The 17,647-nt window shown below is 67.4% G+C and carries 17 protein-coding genes; 8 read left to right on the forward strand and 9 right to left on the reverse strand.

Features of this window, described 5'->3' with window-relative positions:
- Positions 1–69: 69 nt before the first annotated feature.
- A complete protein-coding gene (locus ACFXKA_RS31395) occupies positions 70–3,081 on the forward strand; it encodes an alpha-mannosidase (protein WP_379430059.1) in 3,012 nt (1,003 codons plus the stop codon).
- 53 nt (positions 3,082–3,134) lie between these two features.
- On the opposite strand, the gene ACFXKA_RS31400 is transcribed toward ACFXKA_RS31395, so the two are convergent.
- The 4 genes from ACFXKA_RS31400 to ACFXKA_RS31415 all read right to left on the reverse strand — a co-directional run bounded on the left by ACFXKA_RS31400 (position 3,135) and on the right by ACFXKA_RS31415 (position 6,404).
- Positions 3,135–3,566: a hypothetical protein gene (locus ACFXKA_RS31400; RefSeq protein WP_379430060.1), complete on the reverse strand. Its 432-nt coding sequence runs from the start codon at positions 3,564–3,566 to the stop codon at positions 3,135–3,137.
- A 643-nt stretch (positions 3,567–4,209) separates the two neighbouring features.
- The gene (locus ACFXKA_RS31405) at positions 4,210–4,560 is read right to left on the reverse strand and encodes a hypothetical protein (protein ID WP_379384847.1); all 351 of its coding nucleotides are present in this window, start codon (positions 4,558–4,560) and stop codon (positions 4,210–4,212) included.
- Positions 4,561–4,651: 91 nt separating this feature from the next.
- Positions 4,652–4,909, reverse strand: coding sequence for a hypothetical protein (locus tag ACFXKA_RS31410; RefSeq protein ID WP_379430061.1), 258 nt, complete (start codon positions 4,907–4,909; stop codon positions 4,652–4,654).
- 115 nt (positions 4,910–5,024) lie between these two features.
- Complete coding sequence (locus ACFXKA_RS31415; protein ID WP_379430062.1) at positions 5,025–6,404, reverse strand: ABC1 kinase family protein; 1,380 nt, start codon at positions 6,402–6,404, stop codon at positions 5,025–5,027.
- Between the two features lie 170 nt (positions 6,405–6,574).
- On the opposite strand from ACFXKA_RS31415, the gene ACFXKA_RS31420 reads away from it, so the two are divergent.
- Positions 6,575–8,125 (forward strand): acyl-CoA carboxylase subunit beta, encoded by a 1,551-nt coding sequence (locus ACFXKA_RS31420; RefSeq protein ID WP_379430063.1) that lies wholly within the window; start codon positions 6,575–6,577, stop codon positions 8,123–8,125.
- 16 nt (positions 8,126–8,141) lie between these two features.
- Here ACFXKA_RS31420 and ACFXKA_RS31425 read toward each other — a convergent pair whose 3' ends face one another.
- A complete protein-coding gene (locus ACFXKA_RS31425; protein ID WP_379430114.1) occupies positions 8,142–9,521 on the reverse strand; it encodes a lipase family protein in 1,380 nt (459 codons plus the stop codon).
- 182 nt (positions 9,522–9,703) lie between these two features.
- On the reverse strand, positions 9,704–10,537 hold the full coding sequence (locus ACFXKA_RS31430) for an acyl-CoA thioesterase domain-containing protein (protein WP_354849857.1): 834 nt from the start codon (positions 10,535–10,537) through the stop codon (positions 9,704–9,706).
- 144 nt (positions 10,538–10,681) lie between these two features.
- Between ACFXKA_RS31430 and ACFXKA_RS31435 the strand changes: the two genes are divergently transcribed.
- From ACFXKA_RS31435 to ACFXKA_RS31445, 3 genes are all read left to right on the forward strand, one after another.
- Entirely contained in the window at positions 10,682–11,269 is a 588-nt protein-coding gene (locus tag ACFXKA_RS31435) for a hypothetical protein (protein WP_379430064.1), read from the forward strand.
- Between the two features lie 70 nt (positions 11,270–11,339).
- Positions 11,340–11,585, forward strand: coding sequence for a hypothetical protein (locus tag ACFXKA_RS31440; RefSeq protein WP_354849852.1), 246 nt, complete (start codon positions 11,340–11,342; stop codon positions 11,583–11,585).
- Positions 11,586–11,918: 333 nt separating this feature from the next.
- Positions 11,919–12,167 carry a hypothetical protein gene (locus ACFXKA_RS31445; RefSeq protein ID WP_354849849.1) on the forward strand — a complete coding sequence of 83 codons (249 nt, stop codon included), beginning with the start codon at positions 11,919–11,921 and terminating at the stop codon, positions 12,165–12,167.
- A gap of 123 nt (positions 12,168–12,290) precedes the next feature.
- Here ACFXKA_RS31445 and ACFXKA_RS31450 read toward each other — a convergent pair whose 3' ends face one another.
- Positions 12,291–13,178 (reverse strand): helix-turn-helix transcriptional regulator, encoded by an 888-nt coding sequence (locus ACFXKA_RS31450; RefSeq protein WP_354849846.1) that lies wholly within the window; start codon positions 13,176–13,178, stop codon positions 12,291–12,293.
- A gap of 86 nt (positions 13,179–13,264) precedes the next feature.
- Positions 13,265–13,495 carry a DUF397 domain-containing protein gene (locus ACFXKA_RS31455; RefSeq protein ID WP_354849842.1) on the reverse strand — a complete coding sequence of 77 codons (231 nt, stop codon included), beginning with the start codon at positions 13,493–13,495 and terminating at the stop codon, positions 13,265–13,267.
- A 494-nt stretch (positions 13,496–13,989) separates the two neighbouring features.
- Between ACFXKA_RS31455 and ACFXKA_RS31460 the strand changes: the two genes are divergently transcribed.
- Positions 13,990–14,181 carry a hypothetical protein gene (locus tag ACFXKA_RS31460; RefSeq protein WP_354849841.1) on the forward strand — a complete coding sequence of 64 codons (192 nt, stop codon included), beginning with the start codon at positions 13,990–13,992 and terminating at the stop codon, positions 14,179–14,181.
- A 135-nt stretch (positions 14,182–14,316) separates the two neighbouring features.
- Positions 14,317–14,610: a hypothetical protein gene (locus ACFXKA_RS31465; RefSeq protein WP_379430065.1), complete on the forward strand. Its 294-nt coding sequence runs from the start codon at positions 14,317–14,319 to the stop codon at positions 14,608–14,610.
- A 78-nt stretch (positions 14,611–14,688) separates the two neighbouring features.
- Here ACFXKA_RS31465 and ACFXKA_RS31470 read toward each other — a convergent pair whose 3' ends face one another.
- Complete coding sequence (locus ACFXKA_RS31470) at positions 14,689–15,465, reverse strand: GntR family transcriptional regulator (RefSeq protein WP_379430066.1); 777 nt, start codon at positions 15,463–15,465, stop codon at positions 14,689–14,691.
- A 173-nt stretch (positions 15,466–15,638) separates the two neighbouring features.
- Here ACFXKA_RS31470 and ACFXKA_RS31475 point away from each other — a divergent pair, with 173 nt between their 5' ends.
- Complete coding sequence (locus tag ACFXKA_RS31475; RefSeq protein ID WP_379430067.1) at positions 15,639–17,645, forward strand: APC family permease; 2,007 nt, start codon at positions 15,639–15,641, stop codon at positions 17,643–17,645.
- Positions 17,646–17,647: the final 2 nt, after the last annotated feature.

Consider the following 17,647-nt stretch of genomic DNA (forward strand, 5'->3'; position numbering starts at 1 on the left):
ACCCCGGGCCGCTAGAGTCGGGCTCGACACGGTTGCCGGTCCCGACCCACGCCCGAGGGAGCCACCGACATGCACGATGACCGCCGGTTGATCGAAGACAGACTCGGGCGCGTGCTCGACCGCATCGTCCCCGCCGTCTATCCGGAGTCGGTGCCACTGCGGGCCTCGATCTGGGCGGCGCCGGGCGAACCGGTGCCGGTCGCCGAGGGGCTGGCCGCGCCCCGGACGCCGACCGGGCCGGGCGCCCGCTGGGGTGCGCCGTGGGGCACCAGCTGGCTCACCGTCGAAGGGACGGTGCCGCCGAGCTGGGCCGGCCGGACCGTCGAGGCGATCATCGATCTCGGGTTCGACCAGGGCATGACCGGATTTCAATGCGAGGGCCTGGTATATCGCGCCGACGGGACGCCGGTGAAGGGGCTGCATCCGCGGAATCGGTGGGTACGCGTGGCGGCGCCCGCGGCCGGGGGCGAGCAGGTGCTGCTGCATGTGGAGGCGGCGTCCAATCCGGTTATCCCGTTCTTCGGGCCGACCGCGCTCGGCGATCGGGAAACCGCCGGGACCGAACCCCAATACCGTTTGGGCCGCATGGATCTCGCGGTGTTCGACGAGGAGGTCTGGCAGCTGGTGCAGGACCTCGAGGTGCTCGGGGAACTCATGCACGAGATGCCGGAGGATCCCGCGCGGCGCTACGACATCGTGCAGGCCATCGAGCGCGCGCTCGACGCCATCGACCTCCAGCACGTGAACGCGGGTGCGAGCGCCGCCCGCGCCTGCCTGGCCGAGGCGCTGGCCCAGCCCGCCGTCCCCTCGGCACACCGCATCTCCGCGGTCGGGCACGCGCACATCGACACGGCCTGGCTGTGGCCGTTGCGCGAGACGGTGCGCAAGGTCGCGCGGACCGCCGCCTCCATGACCGCCCTGCTCGACGACGACCCCGACTTCATCTTCACCATGTCCCAAGCGGCGCAATACGACTTCCTCAAACAGCACCGGCCCGAGATCTACGCGCGAGTCAAGGCGGCGGTGGCCGAGGGGCGGTTCGTACCGGCCGGCGGCATGTGGGTGGAGTCGGACACCAACATGCCGGGTTCCGAGGCCATGGCGCGGCAGTTCGTGCACGGCAAACGGTTCTTCCTCGCGGAGTTCGGCATCGAGAACGAGGAGGCCTGGCTGCCCGACACCTTCGGCTTCGCGGCCGGGCTGCCGCAGATCATCAAGGCCGCGGGCTCCCGATGGCTGCTGACCCAGAAGATCTCGTGGAGCCAGACCAACCGGTTCCCGCACCACACCTTCCTGTGGGAGGGCATCGACGGGACCCGCATCTTCACCCACTTCCCGCCCGTCGACACCTACAACTGCTCGATGCAGGGCCGCGAGATCGCCCATGCGGCACGGAATTTCAAGGAGAAGGGGCGGGCGACCCGGTCACTCGCACCGACCGGGTGGGGTGACGGCGGCGGCGGAACCACCCGCGAGATGGTCGCCAAGGCCGCCCGCATGCGCGATCTCGAGGGCGCGCCCACGGTCCGGTGGGACCGGCCCGCCGACTTCTTCGCCGCGGCCGAGGCCGAATACCCGAATCCGGCGGTGTGGGTGGGCGAGCTGTACCTGGAGCTACATCGCGCGACCCTGACCAGCCAGGCCAGGACCAAGCAGGGCAATCGGCGCAGTGAGCATCTGCTGAGCGAGGCCGAGCTGTGGGCCGCCACCGCGGCCGTGCGGACCGGGTTCGAGTACCCCGCCGCCGAGCTGGACCGGCTCTGGAAAACCGTACTGCTGCACCAGTTCCACGACATTCTGCCGGGCTCCTCGATCGCGTGGGTGCATCGGGAGGCCGAGCGCACCTACACCGAGGTCGCCGCCGAGCTGTCGGCGATCATCGAACGCGCGCAGTGGGCCCTGGGCGGTGAACGGTCAGGGCCGAACGTCTTCAATCCGGCGCCACACGCCTGGCGCGGAATTCCCGCCGGTGGCGCGGCGGCCGAGGAGCCGGGCCGGGACTGCACCGTGACCGAGCGGACCGGCGGCGGGTTCGTGCTGGCGAACGGCCTGGTGCGGGCCGAGGTGGACGCGCGCGGACTGCTGGTGTCGCTGTACGACATCGAGCACGACCGCGAGACCCTGCCGCCCGGGGCGGCCGCGAACCTGCTGCAGCTGCACCAGGATTACCCCAACTCGTGGGACGCCTGGGATGTCGATCGCTTCTACCGCAACAGCGTCACCGACCTGGCCGGCATCGACTTCCTTGCGGCGGAGACGGATTCACCGGCAGCGGTCGCGGTTCGCCTCGGGCGGTCCTTCGGGTCCTCGACCGTCGAGCAGACCCTCACCCTGCGATCGAACGACCCGGCCCTGGAGATCGCCACCTCCGTCGACTGGCACGAGACGGAGAAATTCCTCAAACTCGCGTTCCCCCTGGACATTCACGCCGACCGCTACGCGTCGGAAACCCAGTTCGGTCACCTCTTCCGCCCCACCCACACCAATACCAGCTGGGAGTACGCCAAGTTCGAGGCGTGCAATCACCGGTTCATCCACCTGGCGGAACCCGGCTGGGGCGTGGCCCTGGTCAACGACTCCACCTACGGCCACGACCTCACCCGCACGGTCCGGCCGGACGGGGGCGCCACCGTCACCGTGCGCGCCTCCCTGCTGCGTGCGCCGCGATTCCCCGACCCCCGGACCGACCAGGGCACCCACCAGTTCCGCCACGCCCTTGTCCCGGGCGCATCGATCACCGATGCGGTCCGGGCTGGATACCGAATCAACCTGCCGCCCTTCACACCCGGCGTCGCCGAACCGGTCGCCCCGCTGGTCACCATCGACAACGACGATGTGGTGACCAGCGCCGTCAAACTCGCCGACGACGGATCCGGCGATGTGATCGTGCGCGTCTACGAGGCGGGCGGCGGCCGCGCCTCGGCGCTGCTGACCCCCGAGTTCGCGACCACCGGCCACCACTGCTGCGACCTGCTGGAGCGACCGCTGCCCGGTGAGACGACCGCGACGCCGGAGGGCCGGGGAATTCGATTGCGACTGCGGCCTTTTCAGCTGGTGACTCTCCGATTCGTCCGCCGGTGACGCCATTTCGTTCCGAACTCCGAAAACCCATGTCCCACAGCGGACATAACTATTCAGATCGACCGCACATAGTTGAATCGCCGACCGCTCTGATCGAGCGAATTGAAATTCCCGACCACAGTCCCGGGCCCCGGACAGATGAACGCCGTACTCTTCACCATCGCCGTCTGATTGCCCGGCCGCGCGACATCCTCGCCGCTGTCGGTCAGACGTAGAGTGGCCGTGAATCCACCGGACGGAATGACCGTGTACATGCCCTCACCGTTGCCGAGCCTGGCACTGCGGAAAGCGATGCCGCCCGTGCCGTCGAAACTCAGCACATTCGTGGAGTCCTCCGCCGCGGTGTACTCACCGCGATAGTCCCCGAGGCTCGCCCCGCACGATCCCGCGGCGACACCGGAGGGCGCGGTGGCGGTCAGTGCGGCGGAAAGGGCCAGCGTGAGCGCCCCCGCGATGGCAATCCTCGAACCCGGCCCAGCGGTCATTCGGCTTCCTCCCGGTCGGACAACCCGGGTAGTGAACAATAGAATCGGGCAAATCTCCCGCAGACACGCCAGTTCGTCATCGAAATGTGCGCTGGTACGGCCCATAAACCAGTAGATTGAAAACGATCTATTCCGACCGATCAGTCTTTTTGTGCCGCAGCCGAATTCATAATCCTGAACACATGATCAGCAGGTCGGCGACATTCCGAGGCGACGTAGCCTCCCACGAATTGCATTGAGCTGGTTGTACCGTCGCATTCCATGACACGAAAGAAAGCCATTGGCCTGCTCGTCAGTGCATTCGTTTGTGCAGCTGTCTTCACCATGAACCCCTCCGCGGCGTGGGGTTCGGGTGACATCGGGACGCCCGACCCCGGAGCAGGGGCTCCCCACTCCTCAGTTCCCGCCGGCAATGTCCCGGCGGCACCGGCGCCGGAAAGGATCGTTCCGGTCCCGCCACCCGCCGGTGGATTCCTCTGCCCGACTGCCTGACATTCTCGCGCCCGTCCACCCGTCCACTCCGGCTCGCCTCGTGCCGTAGCCACGCGAAAGGCTTCCGCCACGCGAGAAAGGCTTTCGGCACGAGCGGCATCGGCCCCGGGGAATGCAGCCGCCGAGATCGACTCCGGCCGCCGTCGCCCGATCAGGCCGCAATCGCCGAGGAGAGCTGCCGCAATGCGAGCTGCGGATCAGCAACATCCACGACCAGGCGGGTGATCTCCGACCCCGCCAGATCGATCAGCACGCCCTGACCGTCGAAACGCGTATCCCAGAACTCTTTCCGGCCCTTGCCCCGGAAGATCCCGGCGGCGATCACGCCCGGGAAGAACGTACCCGGCGCCCGCACCCACGGCGGCCGCAGATCCACCGGCGCGGGCGCGAGGGCGGTGACCTGCGACAGGTCGAAGCTCACGTGATCACGCAGCGCGAGCAGCCGGTGAGCGCCGGTGACCCGCACCGTCACAGTGGTTCCGGTGACCTCGATTTCGACCATTCCGCACCTCACGCGCTCGCCCGACACTGTTTCCGTCATCCACAGTGCCGGGCGATGCTGGTCGTAGCCTGAGCGTTTCCTGGCTCTTCTCTCAGGCTTTCACAGCGCGGCCGTACGCCGTCCCGGCCGGCCCGCACGCCTTTGCGGTCAGCTCCGCGACCATGCGCTTCGCCTGCGCCCGCGCCTCCGCGCGCACCTCTTTCACCTCGGCCCTGCCGGGCCGCGGGAACGGCTGCTGCCCGGCGCGCGCCCGGGCCACCGACGCGGCCCGCACACTCTGCTCGGCCCGGGTCCGGGCCTGGTCCAGCCGGCCCGCGATCATCTCGGCGAGGACGTTGTTGTTCGACATCGTTGTTCTCCTTGTTCCGGTGCCGGAGCAGGTGTTTCCGGCTACGAGGAGAACAATGACGCCCGCCGCTGACGAGCCACCGACAGCGCGCTGACCACGCCCGCGGGTGCCGCTGTCAGTCGGTGGGGAGGGTGACGCCGTCCTCGGCGGCCTTGGCGGCCACTTCCGCGGGGAAGATATTGCGGAACAGGTACAGGTCGCGGCCGAGCTTCCAACCGGGGGCCAGGGCCACCGCGTAGCGCTCGAAGTAGCCAAGCTGCTTGCCCATCATGACCAGCTGCTGCGGGCCCGAGGTGCCGCGGCGCTTGCCGAATTCCAGCAGGCGGGCCGTGACCACGCCGAGGTCGAGCTTGTCGAGGCTGCCCGAGAGCACCGGCCCCAGGGCCACGGCGAGCTGGCGGCCGATGGTGGCGTCGTCACCGCTGTCGTCGGCGACCAGATCCAGTGCGCGCAGGGCGCGGGCGACCGGTCGGAAGTCGTTGTCGATGGAGCTGGCGTAGAACAGAGCGCGCACGAACTCGCGCCACTCGGACCCCATCCGGCCGACGATGCCGAAATCGAGCATGGCGACCCGGCCGTCGTCGAGCAGCCAGAGGTTGCCGGCGTGCACGTCACCGTGGAAGAGGCCGTGCACCGCGACCGATTCCATCCACGCCTTCACCAAGCGGCGGATCAGCAGCTCCGGCTCGGGGTGCGACGCGCGGATATCGTCGAAACGGTCGAGGGGCATGCCGCGCATGCGTTCCATGCACAGCACCCGGGGTGCGCAGTATTCCCAATACACCTCGGGCACGGCCACATTGGTGTTGTCGCCGAAGGCCGTCAGATGGTCGCGGGCGCGGGTCTGGTTGTCGGCCTCGATGAGGAAGTTCAGCTCGGCGACGGTCGCCTCGTACAGATCCCGCACCACCGCCTGCGCATTGGCGACGCGGGCGTTCTCCGACCGCTTCTCCAGGGTCCGGGCCAGCCGCATGGCCGCGCGCAGATCCACGATCATGCGGCGGGCGATCTCGGGCCGCTGCACCTTCACCACGGCAGGCCGGCCATCGGCGAGCACGCACGCGTGCACCTGTGCGATGGAGGCCGCCGACAGCGGCTCGTCGTCGAACTCGCGGAACAGCTCCGAGATCGGCTTGCCCAGATCGGCCTCGATGATGGCGCGGGCGTCCGCGGCCGGAAAGGGCGGCACGTCGTCGAGGCAGCGCAGGCAGGCATCGGCCAGCTCGCGCGGGAACGCGCCCGGCGAGGACGCGATGAGCTGGCCCAGCTTCACGAACATCGGGCCGAGCGTCTCGAAACCGTTCACCAGGCCCTCGGCCGCGGCACGCTTGCGCTTGGCGGGACGCAGGCCGCCGCGCAGCACGCTGCCCACGACCGAGCCGCCCAGTACCACACCGACCACGGCGGTTCGCCGCCATTCCGAGAACCCGAAGGTGTCGAGGTCGGGCCGGATCACCTCGGGCGTCCCCGCTCGCACAGTCATAGGTGAGCTCACGCGCCGCAGTGTATCGCTGACATTGCTAACACCGCGGCACAGGTTACCGACACGTTCAGTAGTTTCTGGTCCACACCGCACGGTACCGTGGTCGGTCGAGTCGCGATCCGGCTCGACACGGGCGCGATCGGGCCCACTCTGACTGTTGGCGGAAAGGCAAGACAGAGGTAATGACGGGTACAGCGGAAAAGCTGGCAGAACTGCGCAAGCTCCTGGAGATCGCCGAAGAACCCACCGGCGAGAAGGGCATCCAGAAGCGTCTTGCCAAAGGCGTCGGCAGCGCCCGAGAACGCGTCACGATGCTGCTGGACCCGGGCAGCTTCGTCGAGATGGGCGCGCTCATGCGCTCGCCCGGCCAGCCGAATGCCCTCTACGGCGACGGCGTGGTCACCGGGCGCGGCACCGTCGACGGCCGCCCGGTCGTGGTGATCTCCCACGACTCCGGAGTGCAGGGCGGCTCGGTAGGCGAGACCTTCGGCCGCCGCGTCCGGATCGCTATGGAATTCGCGTACAACAACGCGTGCCCGGTGGTCGTGATCAACGACTCCGGCGGCGCGCGCATCCAGGAGGGCGTCACGGCGCTGGCCTGGTACGCCACCATGTGCCGGCTGCAGGAGGACCTGTCCGGCTTCGTGCCGATGGTCGCGGTCATGTTCGGCAAGTGCGCGGCCGGTTCGGTGTACGGGCCGGTGAACATGGACGTGCTGGTCGCCACCGACGACTCGTACATGTTCGTGACCGGGCCCGACGTCATCAAGGGCATCACCGGCGAGGAGATCTCCGCCGAGGAGCTGGGCGGCGCGGCCGTCCAGGCCCGCAACGGACTGCTGCACCACGTGGCCAGGACCGAGGCCGACGCCCTGCAGTGGGCGCGCGACTACCTGAGCTACCTGCCGAGCAGCTGCCTCGAGCAGCCGCCGATCATCAACCCCGGCCTGGAGCCCGAGCTCACCGACTCCGATCGCGAACTGGACCGGATCATCCCGGATTCGGATCGCCAGGGCTACGACATGCACGAGGTGCTGCTGCGCATCTTCGACGACGGCGGGTTCCTCGAGATCGGCGAGGCCGCCGCGCAGAACCTCATCACCGGGTTCGCCCGCGTGGACGGCCGGCCGGTCGGTGTCATCGCCAATCAGCCGATGGTGCTGGGCGGTGCGCTCGACGCGGCCTGCTCGGACAAGGGCGCGTACTTCATCCGGCTGTGCGACGCCTTCAACATCCCGCTCGTCTACGTGGTCGACACCCCCGGTGTGCTGCCGGGTCTCGAGGAGGAGCGCAACGGCGTCATCAAGCGCGGCGGCCGTATGTTCCGCGCGCTCATCGAGGCCACGGTGCCGATCGTCACCATCGTGACCCGCAAGGCGTACGGCGGCGGGTACGCGGTCATGGGCTGCAAGCAGCTCGGCGTCGACATCAACCTGGCGTGGCCGACCGCCCGCATCGCGGTGATCGGCGCGGACGGCATGGTCACCGTCACCGGTAAGAAGACCCTCGCCGCCACCCCGCCCGAGCAGCGCGAGACCGTGCGCCAGCAGATGGTGGACTTCTACAACGCGCTCATCGACAACCCGTGGGTGGCGGCCGAGCGTGGTTACATCGACGCGGTCATCGAGCCGTCGGCCACCCGCCTCGAGATTCGCAAGGCGCTGCGCCTGCTGCGCGAGAAGGACGCTGTCCGCAAGCACAACCCGCGCAAGCACAACCTGTTCCCGATCTGAGAACCGTTGCCCGCGGTCAACATTCGTTGGGCGCGGGCACACCCTGCAGGCGCTGGTCCAGCCAGCTCAGCGATTCCGGATAGCCGGTGGCCGCGGCGATGAAATGTTCGCCGAACACACTGCGGTAGACCGCCGGCACGCCGAGTGCGCACTGTTCCTGGTAGAGGTTCTTCGCGCCCACGGCGGGTACCCAGAACTCCTGCTCGCCGTTGAAGATGAACAGCGGCACAGGCGATTTCCTACCGTCCATGCGGGTGATGCGGTAGATCTCGTGCGCCAGATCGCTGTCCAGCGGGTCCGGGATGTTCGCCGCGACGTCGATGGGCAGCTGCAGCACGCCCGGCACCGCGAAGACCTCACTGCACTGGCTGTTGAGCGCCGACACCGCCGCCCACTGCCCCAGATGGTTCATGCGGGCCAGGATTTCGGGCCGCTCGCGGCCGATCCCGAAGACCGCGCTCAGGAACACCCCCGAGGCCAGATTGGCGTTCATGGAGTGCGCCAGCAGGCTGAAGTCCGCGGGCACCCCGCCCAGGGCCGCGCCGACCACCACGTCGGCCAGCTCGGGCGCGTACTCGGACATGAGCTTCACCGCGCCATTGGTGGCGATTGCCCCGCCGGAGTAGCCGATCATGCCGAACCTGCTGTCGCCCAGCTCATCCGGCAGCTGATCGCGGACCGCGCGAATGGCGTCGAGGATGGCGTGCCCGGCCACGATGGGCTCGGCGTAGGCCATGCGCGGGCCCTCGTGGTCGGTGATCAGCACCGCGTAGCCGCGCAGCAGCGCCAGCTGGGTGGTGGGCAGGATGTACCCGGTGAAGTTGGAGGCCCGGGAGAAGCCGTGTGCGAGCGTGTAACTGGGGTTGCAGTCGCGGCCCAGCGCGTCGATGGGCAGGTTGTTGACCACCACCGGCCGCTCCCCCGGCCCGGCCCAATCGCCCACCGGCAGTACCAGACTGGCGATCCCGTAGGAGGGCTCGTCGTGAGAGTCGTTGGTGCGGTATTTCAGCTGCAGTACCTGCCGCACGGGCACGATCAGTGTGGGTGCGGCCGTGGCGGTTACGTCGCGGACCGCGACGATGCCGCCCGGGTCGACGTCGTCGAGCCCGTCGGGCCAGTCGTCGACGAAGGAGTCGCCGATGGCGGCGGGCATGGCCGCGGCCCGCAGCGCCGCCAAATCCGGTGGCAGCTGGGCGGTGTCGACCAGCGGCGAGTCTGCCGGGGCCGGCGCCAGGGGCGGCGCGGGGATCACCTTGTCGATCCAGTGCTGGATGTCGGGCAGTGAAGGCAGGGCGATTCCGGGCGGACCGGGTGGGATCGCCGGTGCTCCGGTGTCGGGTATTTGCGCGAATCCCGGTGCGGCACCGTAACCGACGATCGTGCACCATCCGATCATCAAGGCACCGGCGATATTTCGCAGGCGACGCAGCACAACACCCCCACGGATCAGAACTGTCTTCGTGCGAGTCGGCCCCGGGTCTCTCGCGCGCCCGAGCCTACTGGGACACTCCGATCCGCACTCCGGACTTGTCGGTTCGACGCCACATCGAGACCGGCCCGTGCCCGGAGGGTCGTGTTTCACATCCTCCGGCGCATCACCATGTCCAGCTGCGCATTGCTGATCTGGCGACCGGCATTGGACACCGAGGTGACCATGCAGCTGCCGAAGGAGCCGATCCGGTCGAACAGCGTCGCGACGCCGACCGCCAGGCCGCGCTCGCTGAAATGGCTGTCGGCCTGCACGCCGATCTCAGTGCCCTCGGGCTGGCGGGAAAGGCCCAGCGTCATATCGGTATTGATGAACCCGATGCCCTTGTCGCCCCAGTTGGTCATCATGCTGGTGGCCTCGGCCACCACCCCGACCCGCACGAACGGGGTCAGCTCCTCGCCGGTCACCACCCGGATCGGGTTCTGCCAGGTGCGTTTCCGGAGGTTGTTCTCGTGCTCGGTGGGCATCGAGCTCCACACCGGCGAGTCCTCCCCGCTGTTGAACAGCGGGGTCTGCGGCAGCGGCGAGGGCGGCGCGATCTCCAGTGACGGCGGCTGCGGCTCCCGCTCCCGGTGCCACAGCTCCCCCGGCGGCTGCTCGGCGGGCTGCAGCAGCACCGCGGTGGCGCGCGCGGCCACCGTGCCGCCCTGCACCACGCTCACGTCCGCGACCCGGATCCGGCGGCCGTCGCGCACCCGCACGGTCGGGGTGGTGGTGTGCTCGAAGCGCGCCGCGCTGAACAGGTCCACGGTCAGCCGCACCGGCACGAACCCGTCGGTGGCGTGCGCGCGTTCGAGCTCGCGGGCCAGCAGGCCGGTCAGGGCCGGGCCGACCACCTGCGCCGAGGACCACTGGCTGGCCGCGAACGGCGTCGGAAAGAAACCGCCGTCCACCTCGTCGAAATACGCGGGCACATCCACCACGGCACCGGCTCCGTCCACTCAGGTTGATCGATCCACTTCTTTTCAGACCTAACACACGGGTGAAACCCGTATCAATCCAGGGCCCGCGGGCCGGGCCGGCGGCGGTTCCGGATTAGCCCGCGAGACCACGGGTACGCCATCGCTATGGTCCGCACCATCGACCGGCTGCTCGGCACCCTGACGCGCACCGTGCAGGTCCTGCAGGACAACGGCATTCCCTGTGCGCTCACCGGCGACTGCGCGGTCTATGCGCGCGGCGGGCCGGTCACCGGCCCGCACTCCGAGGTCGATGTGCTGCTGCTGCCCGCGGACGCGGCCCGCGGGCAGCGCCTGCTGGCCGCCGCGGGACTGCGGCCGCCGCTGCCGGCCGCCGACGCCGAGCGGACCACGCTGTACGACCGCGATATTCGCGTCGATCTGGTCTTCCGCCCGAACTATCGTCCCGTCACCGATGAACTGCTGGCGCGGGCGGAGCGGCTGCCCATCGGGTCGATCGCCGCGCCCGTGGTGACCGTCGCGGACTTCCTGGTGGACGAGCTGACCGTGTCCAATCCACAGCGGCTGGATTTCACCCGGCTGCTGCACATCGCGCGGGAATTGCGTGCCCAGGTCGATTGGGGGCGGGTGCGGGCCGAAACCGCGGCCTCGCCCTATGCGCGCGCGTTCCTCGGCCTGCTGGACGATCTGGGCATCACCGACGGCCGGTGTGAACACGGGTCTACAGCGGTGTGATTCGCCCGAACCGGCCCGGGTATCCGGTTGTTATCGGCTCCGCAATACCCCGGGAGAAAGGACAGTGTTGATGCCTGTCACTCCGCCCGCCTACGACGACACCCATAATCTCCCGGGACCGATTCTGGCCGCGGCCGGAATCGTCGCGATCGCTTTGACTTTGACGACCGCCGGCTACGGCGCACTCACCTGGAGCGCACTGTGCGGGCTCGCCGGCGCGGTGTGTCTGCGTTTCGGAATCGGCCTGATGATCATCGAACATCGCCGGCTCAAAGCCGCGATGCGGCGAGACTCCGCCCATCAGGGAAGAGTTTGAGCACCTGGAGGGCCGAGTTTGATCTCCCGCTAATTCCTGGATAAATCGGAACAGTCCATTCTCGCCGGAACTTTCGATCGGAAGTACTGGAAAAGCCCTGTTTGGGGGCGGTTGCAACCTTTTGCCAACCCTTGTTTCGCAAACTCATAGCACACCGAAAAGTACTCTGGCGCTGCGAATTCGATGTTGCAGATGTACTTGCATCTGCGCAATGCACGGTCATAGACTCATCGTGCAAGGCACCAATAAGGGGACAACCAGAGAGCCGAGCGGTGAATCACCGGCGATTCTTCGCCCACGGTTAGCCGTCGGCCTGGCGTCAGGGGCGTTCGAATGAATCAGCCAATCAACCTCAGCCGACTCGGGTTTGCCGACAGAAGTCAGCCGGAGCAAACCTATTCACGTGAGACGGCAACCGCTTTCGTCATCCGCCAGGTCGAATCCACTGGAGCGGCCACTCGGTATGATTTCGACATCGAGCGGATCGTCACCACGGCGCACGCCATGGTGAACGACTGGGATCTGCACTGTATGCAACCGGAGGCGTTCTGGCGCATCGCCTCCAGCTTCATCAGGCAGTAATCCGAATCCGGCCGTGCCGCAGGCCGACTCGTCAGGTCGACGGCACGCTGATAGGGGCCCCGCGAGGGGCCCCTTATCCATGTGTACGGACGTTCCGTCCGCGGCTGGGGACCAGCCCGGAGCTCAGTCGAGCTCCGCAGCAATCCGCGCCAGCTCTTTGCGGGAGCGCTCCGGCGGCTCCGCCTGCACGCTGAGCTGATCCATGACCTGACGGTAGAGCTCCAGATCCTGGCGGCGATCCAGGTACAGCGCGCTGGTCAACTGCTCGAGGTAGACGATGTCGGGGAGTTCGGTCTCGGCGAAGCGGAGCATGGTGAACGAACTTCCCGCAGCCGCATGGCCACCCGCCGCGTAGGGCAGCACCTGGATGGTCACATTGGGCAATTTGGACATCTCGATGAGGTGCTCGATCTGGCCGCGCAGCACGCCGGGACCGCCCACGGGACGGTGCAGCACAGCCTCGTCCAGCACGGCCCAGAAACTCGGCGCGCCGTCGCGGGTGAGTAGCTCCTGGCGGCGCCGGCGCAGCGAGACGCGGCGCTCTCCATCCGCATCGTGCCCGAGGGCGACGATCGAGCGAGCGTAGTCCGGGGTCTGCAGCAGACCCGGGACCAGCTGACCCTCATAGGTACGAATGGATTTCGCCGCGTGCTCGAGGCCGAGATAGGTTTCGAACCAGGGCGGCAGCAGGTCGCTGTAGCGATGCCACCATCCCGGCTGATTCGCCTTGCGGACCAGTTCGAGGAACTGCTCGCGCTCACCGGGATCGTCAACGCCGTACAGCGCCAACAGATCCCGGATATCGCGCTCCTTGAATCCGGTCCGCCCCAGTTCCAGACGACTGATCTTCGCGTGCGAACCGCGGATGTGGTCACCCGCGGCCTCGCGCGTAATACCGCTGAGTTCCCTCAGCTTCCGTAGCTGGCTGCCGACCGCGATACGCAGTGCAGTCGGGCCACGTTCGGCGACAGCGGAATCCGCCCGATCGTGGGCAACGGGTTCTGCGATCATGGGGTCCACTCCGATGCTCGGGTTTGCCGGCAGTGGACTCACAACCGCTTGTCGCGAACCACCGCGCCGATTGCCAATGCTACCGCTCAGCGCGCGAGGTCGTCGAATTCTCCACTCTTCGCGCCGCGCAGGAACGCGTCGATCTCGGGCCGCGTGTACACGATCAGCGCGCCCTCGGGGTCTCGGGAGTTGCGAACGGCCACTTGCCCATCGGCCATGGGAGCCATCTCCACGCAGTTACCGCTGGGATTGCTGAACGTGCTCTTGCGCCACAACAGGTTCGAGCGATCGATCGGGGTTGCCGAGATGTCCGTCATTTCAGACTCCTTGCCAGTACCGCCCGCAGACGGTGGTCCCAGTACTTGCAAATGTTCGATCAGGTGTACTTACAGTTGCAACCGCAAGCACGACGATAGCACGCTGATTGCTCGCTATCGATGCCTCGGAGCGGCACATCCTTTGCAACACAACAGGTTTGATCTTGGTTCACCGAAAAGCCAAGCGAAGTTGCGAAGGATTTCAGACAATCCCGGCTAGCTGGTCCCGTTCGTCCGATTACTCCGGAACTCGCCGTCCGAAAAGTCACGTGACACCGACATTCCGCGAGGGCAGCGGATTATCCTGCGGGGACAGCGGATTCGAGACCCGTGGCGACATCGGTTCGCACCCGCGGAGATACCGGGCCGCGGCCGCGGGGAAACCGGGTCGCACCCAGGGAGACACCGGATTCGAGCGTGCAGATGTGCTTGCATCTGCACGATCCGAGCTCCTAAACTCAGTGGATCATCCCCCAATCGGCCAGAGGCATCCCATGACGCAGATGCTCGTCCGTTCCACCGATGTTGCAGCTCGCAACGATAGTCCCGGTGATTGCGCGGTCGAACCACGCACCCTCACCTATCGTCAGGCCCGCACCATCCTGCGCGCGCACGATCAGCACTTCGCGTGCCGGCAGTATCTGGCGGCCATCGCCTATCTGTCCGCGGACAACGACGTGGACTGAGTGCGCCGGGCGGGCGCACTATTGCTTTCGCGTGTCCACGCCCGATGACTGATCGAAGCGCGACTTCCCTTGCGCGGCACCGTGTCCGGCGAGTACCCCGGAGATGGACATGCCATCACCTGGAAGAGCGCCGAGATGTTTCCAACTGCCGCCCACGAGTTGCTGACTCAGCTTCAGCACGCGCAGATCTTCGATCCGACTCCCGAGACGCCGCCGGCGGCCGACAAGCTGCTGCGCCTGGTCCGGTATTTCACCTGGTTCGTGCTGCTCTCCGGGGTGCTGGCCATCACCTACGCCGGTGGCCGCTTCGCCTGGGAGAAGTGGAGCGGCGGCGCGGTGCAGGCGCCCAAGCAGGTCGCGGGCGCGCTCATCGGCGGCATTGTCGCGACGAGCGCGGGCACCATCATGAACGCCGTGATCGGGCAATAATTTCTGCCAAGCGGGGTTGTCTGAGACGAAACCGACCCGTCGGATTTGAAACGGACGTGATCGGGTCGGTCCAGCCCTTCAGGCGGTCGCGGCCACCTCGCCGGCCGACTCGGCCCCGGCCGCGCCGACCAGTTCCTCGAAGCGCGCCACCACCTTCCGGTGGTACATGCCGAACAGATCCTCGAACAGCGCCAGCTGCGCCTGACTCGGCCCGCTGTCGGACTCCCACACCGCGACCAGCGCCCGCCACACCAGCACGTGCAGATCCGGCGAGACCGCGAAGTAGGCCTCCACCGCCTCCGGCACCTCCAGCACCATCTCGCCGATGGAGTTGAGCACCGCGCGCTGCACCGTGTGCCCGAGCGTGGTGAGCAGCCGGCGCAGCAGCCCGAGCTCGATGCTCAGCATGCGGTGCGGATCCGGGTCCGCGCCGCGCGCAAGGGTTTCCAGTTCGTCGATCTCGTCCTTGAGGACCGCCGGATCGAGGGCGCGCTCGCCGCCGGTGTACGCGAGCAGCGCCTCGAGCGCGATGCCGCGTTCCTCGTCGACGATATTGCCGAACATGTCGGCGGCGATCTCCGGATCCGGCATGGACAGCCGGAACAGCCGGCCGTACACATCGACGCCGCCCTCGGCGCGCACATCCCGGATGACGAACCCCTTGCCGCGGTACGCGTCCACGAATCCGTAGGATTCGAGGCGGCCCAGAATCAATTGCGCCGTCGCACGATTCAGGTCGAATTCGTCGGCGACCTGGCGGACGGACGGCATCAGACCACCGGGCTCGTACTCCCCGGATGCCACACGGCGTGCCAACTCGTCGGCAACGTCGGCGACGACCGTCCGGTCTCCCATCGTGTCACCTCTCCATAAATCCTCGACTACGTCCCAGACAGTCTAGGTGGTTGTTCGATCAACTGCACAAGTCTGGAACTCGCAAGAGAAAGCACCGGACTGTTCAGTATCTTTACGAAATCCATACGGCATGGGGTTCCGATTCATGCGGTTTTCCGCCCTAGGCTCCGAGCGTGGTTTCACCGATCGACGTAGCCAAACGACTCGTGCTCGGACGCCCGTTTCGCAGCGATCGGCTCGGGGAGACCCTGCTGCCCAAACGACTCGCGCTGCCTATTTTCGCCAGTGACCCACTGTCGTCGGTCGCCTACGCCACACAGGAGATCCTGCTCATTCTGACCCTGGGCGGGCTGGCCTACCTCCATTTCACCCCGGTGGTGGCCGCGGGCGTGGTGGTGCTGCTGGCCGTGGTGGCGCTGTCGTATCGGCAGGTGGTGCAGGCGTATCCGTCCGGCGGCGGCTCCTACGAGGTGGTGGCCGAGAACCTGGGGGCGCTGCCCGGCCTGGTCGTAGCGGCGGCACTGCTGGTCGACTATGTCATGACCGTCGCGGTATCGGTGGCCGCCGGAGTGGACAACATCATTTCCGCCATTCCGGATCTGAATCCGTACCGGGTGGCCGTCAATCTCGCATTCATCGTTTTCCTGACCGCCATGAATCTGCGCGGCGTGCGGGAATCCGGGCGGGCTTTCGCGATTCCCACCTACGGATTCGTTCTCGGCGTGTTCGCGCTCATCGTGGTGGGGCTGGGCCAGACACTGCTCGGGCACACGCCGGTGGCGGAGAGCGCGCACTATCAGATTCACGCCGAGCAGGTCGGGCTCTCGACCGCGGGCGTGGCGTTCCTGCTGCTGCGGGCGTTCTCCTCCGGATGTACCGCGCTGACCGGCGCCGAGGCCATCTCGAACGGGGTGCCCGCGTTCCGGAAGCCCAAGGCGCTCAATGCCGCCCGCACCATGACCGCCATGGGCGTCATCGCCATCGCCATGTTCTCGGGCGTCACGGCGCTGACCATGATCACCAAGACCCGGGTGGTCGAAAATACCTGCGATCTCATCGGATTCGAGGGCGACTGCCGGACCGACGCGCAGAAGACCGTCATCGCGCAGATCTCGGCCGCGGTGTTCGGCGGGCACAGCGTCGCCTTCTACTACCTGATGGTGACCACGGCGCTGATCCTGATCCTCGCCGCCAACACCGCCTACAACGGCTTCCCGCTGCTGAATTCGATCCTGGCGCAGCGGCGCTACATGCCGCGGCAGCTGCACACCCGCGGCGATCGGCTGGCCTTCTCCAACGGCATCATTCTGCTGGCGGTGGTGGCCGGCGGGCTCATCTACGCCTTCGACGGGTCCACCACCCGACTCATCCAGCTCTACATCATGGGCGTGTTCACGTCGTTCACACTGTGCCAGACGGGCATGGTCAGGCATTGGAACAAGGAGCTGCGCACCGCCGACAGCCGGGTCGAGCGCCTGCGAATCCACCGGGCGCGCTTCATCAATGCCTTCGGCGCCTGCTTCACCGGGGTGGTGCTGGTGGTCGTCATGATCACCAAATTCACCCATGGCGCCTACCTGGTGGTCATTGCCATGCCGGTGCTGGTGGCGATCATGTGGCTGATCCACCGGCACTACTCGTCGGTGCGGGCCGAACTGGAGATCGACCGGGACGATCTGGAGACGCTGCCGGGGCGGGTGCACGCGCTGGTGCTGGTGTCGGGCTGGCACAAGGCGACCCAGCGCGCGGTGCAGTTCGCGCGCGCCACCAGGCCCGACACCCTGACCGCGGTGACCGTGAACGTGGACGACGCCGACACCCGCCACCTCGCCCGGGACTGGGAGATCTACCAGGTCGGGATTCCGCTGAAGGTCATCGAATCGCCGTATCGCGAAATCACCCGGCCGGTGCTGGAAGAGATCAAACGCCAGCGGAAGTCGCGGCCACGCGATGTGGTGAGCGTGTTCATCCCCGAGTACGTGGTCGGGCGCTGGTGGGAGAACCTGCTGCACAACCAGAGTTCGCTGCGGCTCAAGGCACGGTTGCTGTTCGAGCCGGGGGTGATGGTGACCAGTGTGCCGTGGCAGCTGCGTTCCTCGCACGCGCGGGCCATGCCGCGGGAGGAGCACACGCCCGGTGAGATCCGGCGCGGTATCACCGGATCCGGCGACGCGGCCTGAGC

It is taken from the genome of Nocardia sp. NPDC059228 (assembly GCF_042754245.1).
Classification (GTDB): domain Bacteria; phylum Actinomycetota; class Actinomycetes; order Mycobacteriales; family Mycobacteriaceae; genus Nocardia.

Coding starts and splice junctions, on each gene's coding strand:
- ACFXKA_RS31395 (WP_379430059.1), top strand. CDS start 70: ATGCACGATGACCGCCGGTTGATCGAAGACAGACTCGGGCGCGTGCTC.
- ACFXKA_RS31400 (WP_379430060.1), bottom strand. CDS start 3,566: ATGACCGCTGGGCCGGGTTCGAGGATTGCCATCGCGGGGGCGCTCACG.
- ACFXKA_RS31405 (WP_379384847.1), bottom strand. CDS start 4,560: ATGGTCGAAATCGAGGTCACCGGAACCACTGTGACGGTGCGGGTCACC.
- ACFXKA_RS31410 (WP_379430061.1), bottom strand. CDS start 4,909: ATGTCGAACAACAACGTCCTCGCCGAGATGATCGCGGGCCGGCTGGAC.
- ACFXKA_RS31420 (WP_379430063.1), top strand. CDS start 6,575: ATGACGGGTACAGCGGAAAAGCTGGCAGAACTGCGCAAGCTCCTGGAG.
- ACFXKA_RS31425 (WP_379430114.1), bottom strand. CDS start 9,521: ATGATCGGATGGTGCACGATCGTCGGTTACGGTGCCGCACCGGGATTC.
- ACFXKA_RS31435 (WP_379430064.1), top strand. CDS start 10,682: ATGGTCCGCACCATCGACCGGCTGCTCGGCACCCTGACGCGCACCGTG.
- ACFXKA_RS31440 (WP_354849852.1), top strand. CDS start 11,340: ATGCCTGTCACTCCGCCCGCCTACGACGACACCCATAATCTCCCGGGA.
- ACFXKA_RS31445 (WP_354849849.1), top strand. CDS start 11,919: ATGAATCAGCCAATCAACCTCAGCCGACTCGGGTTTGCCGACAGAAGT.
- ACFXKA_RS31450 (WP_354849846.1), bottom strand. CDS start 13,178: ATGATCGCAGAACCCGTTGCCCACGATCGGGCGGATTCCGCTGTCGCC.
- ACFXKA_RS31455 (WP_354849842.1), bottom strand. CDS start 13,495: ATGACGGACATCTCGGCAACCCCGATCGATCGCTCGAACCTGTTGTGG.
- ACFXKA_RS31460 (WP_354849841.1), top strand. CDS start 13,990: ATGACGCAGATGCTCGTCCGTTCCACCGATGTTGCAGCTCGCAACGAT.
- ACFXKA_RS31465 (WP_379430065.1), top strand. CDS start 14,317: ATGTTTCCAACTGCCGCCCACGAGTTGCTGACTCAGCTTCAGCACGCG.
- ACFXKA_RS31470 (WP_379430066.1), bottom strand. CDS start 15,465: ATGGGAGACCGGACGGTCGTCGCCGACGTTGCCGACGAGTTGGCACGC.